This is a genomic window from bacterium endosymbiont of Bathymodiolus sp. 5 South (assembly GCF_900128535.1).
Classification (GTDB): domain Bacteria; phylum Pseudomonadota; class Gammaproteobacteria; order PS1; family Pseudothioglobaceae; genus Thiodubiliella.
Genome location: NZ_FQTR01000150.1, coordinates 1 through 4003, shown reverse-complemented (window position 1 = coordinate 4003; position 4003 = coordinate 1). Strand labels below are relative to the sequence as shown.

At 37.3% G+C, this 4003-nt stretch carries 5 protein-coding genes and 1 pseudogene; 1 reads left to right on the top strand and 5 read right to left on the bottom strand.

Going from position 1 to position 4003, the window contains the following annotated elements:
- Window positions 1-143: 143 nt before the first annotated feature.
- From BBROOKSOX_RS09355 to BBROOKSOX_RS09340, 4 genes are read right to left on the bottom strand one after another with little or no spacing between them, the layout of a single operon-like run.
- Window positions 144-515 (bottom strand): hypothetical protein, encoded by a 372-nt coding sequence (locus tag BBROOKSOX_RS09355; RefSeq protein WP_139661339.1) that lies wholly within the window; start codon window positions 513-515, stop codon window positions 144-146.
- Between the two features lie 25 nt (window positions 516-540).
- Window positions 541-1356, bottom strand: a complete 816-nt coding sequence (locus tag BBROOKSOX_RS09350) for a DUF58 domain-containing protein (RefSeq protein WP_139661336.1) — start codon at window positions 1354-1356, stop codon at window positions 541-543.
- Window positions 1357-1379: 23 nt separating this feature from the next.
- Window positions 1380-2318, bottom strand: a complete 939-nt coding sequence (locus BBROOKSOX_RS09345) for an AAA family ATPase (RefSeq protein ID WP_180323957.1) — start codon at window positions 2316-2318, stop codon at window positions 1380-1382.
- On the bottom strand, window positions 2315-2962 hold the full coding sequence (locus BBROOKSOX_RS09340) for a dUTP diphosphatase (protein WP_139661331.1): 648 nt from the start codon (window positions 2960-2962) through the stop codon (window positions 2315-2317). Before BBROOKSOX_RS09340 ends, BBROOKSOX_RS09345 begins: the two co-directional genes overlap by 4 nt.
- A 53-nt stretch (window positions 2963-3015) precedes the next feature.
- Here BBROOKSOX_RS09340 and BBROOKSOX_RS09335 point away from each other — a divergent pair, with 53 nt between their 5' ends.
- Window positions 3016-3126, top strand: coding sequence for a LamB/YcsF family protein (locus BBROOKSOX_RS09335; RefSeq protein ID WP_139661328.1), 111 nt, complete (start codon window positions 3016-3018; stop codon window positions 3124-3126).
- A gap of 266 nt (window positions 3127-3392) precedes the next feature.
- On the opposite strand, the pseudogene BBROOKSOX_RS09330 reads toward BBROOKSOX_RS09335, so the two are convergent.
- A pseudogene (locus tag BBROOKSOX_RS09330) lies at window positions 3393-4003 on the bottom strand (hypothetical protein); the annotation flags it as partial.

The following is a 4003-nucleotide window of genomic DNA, read 5'->3' as shown; positions in this document are numbered from 1 at the left end:
TGTTGCGCAACAATTGCTTAGACTTTACAAGGGTTTTTAAGTTTTCACTGTATGGAAAATAAATAGATAATTTTTTCTCTTGGCAAAAAAACAAACAAGCGAATACAGCAATAATGAGTGCCAATACATAGGGATATTCAAAACTAAACACAAAGAAACTCCTTGATTTTTCCAATTAAACCTTGCTCTAATTGCTCAACTTTTTCTTTATATTTATAGGCTAACAATGCCGTATTAATTTTCTCAAAATTCGCTATATTATCATCATTCACCAACACACTGGCGTAACGACTGAATGTATAAGCGGTGGCTTTGCTGTCGTTAAAATCAAGATTTTTAAGTATTTTTAGTGCACTTCTTTTTTGATCATTACGGCGTTTTAATTGAAATTTTTTCCAACCAAAATACCCTGCAAGCAACACTACCAACAAGACAACAAACAATAAAACCAGTAGATAAATAAAGGAATTATCTGCAATAACAACCAGTGGCTTAATGTCTTTTAAAGTATCCATAATTATTGCTTTAAGCGCCCTCCCTTCACTTCAAAATTTGCGAAAGTTTAACAAAAACATCATCGTTAGTATAAATTTTACCCGCATTGATTTTATGTTGGGCAAAATGCAAATAACGCTTATCGTCCTCAATTTTTAATTTAGATTGGTATTTTTTTGCTAATTTTTTGTCAAAATCTACTTCAATGCTGCTGTTATTTTGTGCATTTTTCAAACTTAATTCTGTGCCAAAAATTGGCAACTCTTCCAGTGGGTCACGCACGATGATTGCATTTATTTGATTTTTATGCGCGATCATACTGTAATCACTGGACTGGTAAAAATCACCAATCACAAAAACCAATGATTTTGCTTGCTGAACCAAGTAGGCACTCAATGTCTCAGCGCTTATTTGTGTTTTTAACAAGTCAAAATTTAGCAATGTTTCAGTAGCCACCAGCAAACTACCCATATTACCCAGTTGAAAGATTTGCTTTTCGTTATTGAAGAAAAATACCAATTTTGTTTGGTTTTTTTGTTGTATTGAAGAATACGCTAAATGTGCAACAATCTCAGCAATTAACTCGTTTTTCATACGCACAGAGCCAAAATGCAGACTACTGGAAAGCATCACACAAATGACCACATTAATTTGCCTATCCTCGTTAAAAACATTGGTTTGCAGTTCACCCGTTTTACCACTGGCAGAAAAATTTATTTTGCGAATATCATCACCTGCTTGATACGGGCGAATTTCGCAAAAATCCAAACCGTCGCCCCGCATTTTTGACAAATGCTCCGCTGACTTTTGGGTAAAAACATTCTTTTTAACACGCAACAATATTTCTTGTGCTGACATCATAATAGTAAAAAGCCTTGGTTAACTTAGGGTACCTGAATCGCCTCAAGTATCTGTTTAATAATGGCTTTGACGCTCATATTTTCAGCTTGTGCTTGATAACTTAAAACAATTCTATGTTGGAGTACTTCCGTGACTACGCTGGCAATGTCGAGTGGGGTAACAAAATCATTGCCTCGTATTAACGCCTTGGCACAACTGGCTTTGTATAAATCAATACTGGCTCTTGGGCTGGCGCCAAACTCAATATAATGCTTGATTGAATCCAAGCCATAATCTTGCGGGTAACGAGTTGCAAAAATTATTTTTAACATATAATTTTGCACCGCATCATCCACATGAATCTTCTCAAACTGCTGTCGAATATCCGCTATATCCGCTATATCCGCCACTTGCTCAACCTGCTCAAAACCACTAATAGCAACTCGCTTAACCACTTCCAATTCTTCCTCTAAGGTGTTGTAATCAAGCACTGTTTTAAGCATAAAACGATCAAGTTGTGCTTCTGGCAATTGATAAGTTCCCTCTTGTTCTACTGGATTTTGGGTTGCCATAACCAAAAAAGGCTGGTCAAGTTTAAAACTTTCGTCAGCAATAGTCACCTGCCTTTCTGCCATCACTTCTAATAATGCTGCTTGCACTTTAGCAGGTGCGCGATTGATCTCATCAGCCAGCAATAAATTGGTAAAAATCGGCCCTTTTTTAACGCTAAATTCTCCTGTTTTCGGATTATAAATTTGCGCGCCTGTTAAGTCACTGGGCAATAAATCTGGCGTAAACTGAATGCGTTTAAACTGGATTCCCAAGGCTTTGGACAAAGTATTAATTGCCGTGGTTTTTGCCAACCCTGGCACGCTTTCAACCAAAATATGCCCACCGGCAATCAGCCCAATTAACAAATGGTCAACCAAATCTTCTTGTCCAATAATGACTTTTTGTATTTCTGTTTTAAGTTTTTTTATCATAGTGCGTATGCCTCCTCTAACTTTTTGTAAAATTGTTCAGGGGTGAGATTAGGGTAGTCTTCCATAATCTTAAAGGCGACTACATTGTCTTCAACGCCCCCCCATAACTTGATATAAGTGCCGTCTTTATAGCCGTGATCTTGTCTAAAAGTGTTAAGTTGATTTTTAACCAGATAGCGCTTATAAAGTTCCGACACATTCATACTCATCGTTGCCAGTGCCTGAAAGAACAACCCTGTAATTTCATACAAGCTATTTTTTGATTTATCAACATTAGCACTAGCAGCAACAGCGAGCATTTTTTCTAAAATTTCCACCGTCATCTCTGGGTTGATTTCTCTTTCAGGTGTCATATCTTCGTAAGCTTCAGCAAATTGCGTGTCACCAAAATGAATGGCTTCACTCATAATAAAATGCCAAATATCCACCAGTTCAACTTTAGCGTTATCTAAGTCTGGCTCGCTTTCAATGTTTTTCCAATGCTTCCAATTAAACGAATCAATCGCCTCAGCAGCCTCCATATAAATGCAGCGAAGCCATGAAATTTGTCGCCCTTCTTTGGTAGCACCTTCAGTCCAAATCAAGCCATTGGTGGTATCATTGAGTTTTTGTTGTAGTTCAAACATTTGTTTAATTTGATTCATAAACAAGACTTTATAATCCTATGAAATTTATTTGGTTATATTATACAATTTAGATGCGTAAAAAATTAATTAATTGCGATTTAGGTGAGTGTTTAATGACTAACTCTAATGTTGACATTGTGCCACTCATTGATATGGCTAATATCGCCTGTGGAAAGCGATAACAGCATAAACAAAACCATTAAGCTTGACAAGCTGCAGTCAAAAATATTTAGATGAATGCTTATATTTAAATTGCCCGCTGGAGCTAATTGTTGGGGTGACAGGAGTAAGCTACTTTTATCATTTTGATTTTGGTTAGGTGAAAATATAGGAATTGCACTATAAGAAATCATCTATTCCCGTTGTTCCCTATATTGCCAAGGGTGAGAGTAAAAAACCACCCCAAAGGGTGGTTTTTATCAAACCTTATTACCTATCTTGTTCTATCCTAAAACAATACAACCTCCTGTTGAACCCAAAGTTCAACATGAGCACCTGTATTGGCATCGCCATGAGTGTAAACATCATAAGTGATGCCATTAACAGTTTTATCAATGGTTGAATCACTAAAACCAGCAGCATTTACTTTATCACCACTATTGCCCAATACTTTAAGAATATTGGTGCTAGTAGAAGCATCTAATAAATCATCTAAGTTGAGCCTTAGGGTATTGTCGCCTGAGCCTGTAATGTCAATAACTTCAATGTCTTGAATGCGTCTGTCGCTGATCTTGGTTAAATCTAGGGTTAAATCTGCACCCTCTAATTGAAGGACATCAATACCACCACCGCCATCAACACGGGCACGGTTACCTACACCAGTTTGCTCTAGTGCGGTGATGTTGCTGGCGTTGATGATAATCGTATCATCGCCTACACCTGCGTTAAAGACATCCATACCACCGTTACCTGTTAGGGTGTCGTTACCTGCGCCAGCAACAAAGATTTCATCTTTGTTGGTTACAGTACTGGTAAGGGTGTTGTCGTCTTTATTGCCAAGGTAATCAATGGTGTATTTTGATTTATCGCCCAGTTTTGATAAATCTATGGCGTCAGTGT

Coding starts and splice junctions, on each gene's coding strand:
- BBROOKSOX_RS09335 (WP_139661328.1), top strand. CDS start 3,016: ATGCGTAAAAAATTAATTAATTGCGATTTAGGTGAGTGTTTAATGACT.
- BBROOKSOX_RS09340 (WP_139661331.1), bottom strand. CDS start 2,962: ATGAATCAAATTAAACAAATGTTTGAACTACAACAAAAACTCAATGAT.
- BBROOKSOX_RS09355 (WP_139661339.1), bottom strand. CDS start 515: ATGGATACTTTAAAAGACATTAAGCCACTGGTTGTTATTGCAGATAAT.
- BBROOKSOX_RS09350 (WP_139661336.1), bottom strand. CDS start 1,356: ATGATGTCAGCACAAGAAATATTGTTGCGTGTTAAAAAGAATGTTTTT.
- BBROOKSOX_RS09345 (WP_180323957.1), bottom strand. CDS start 2,318: ATGATAAAAAAACTTAAAACAGAAATACAAAAAGTCATTATTGGACAA.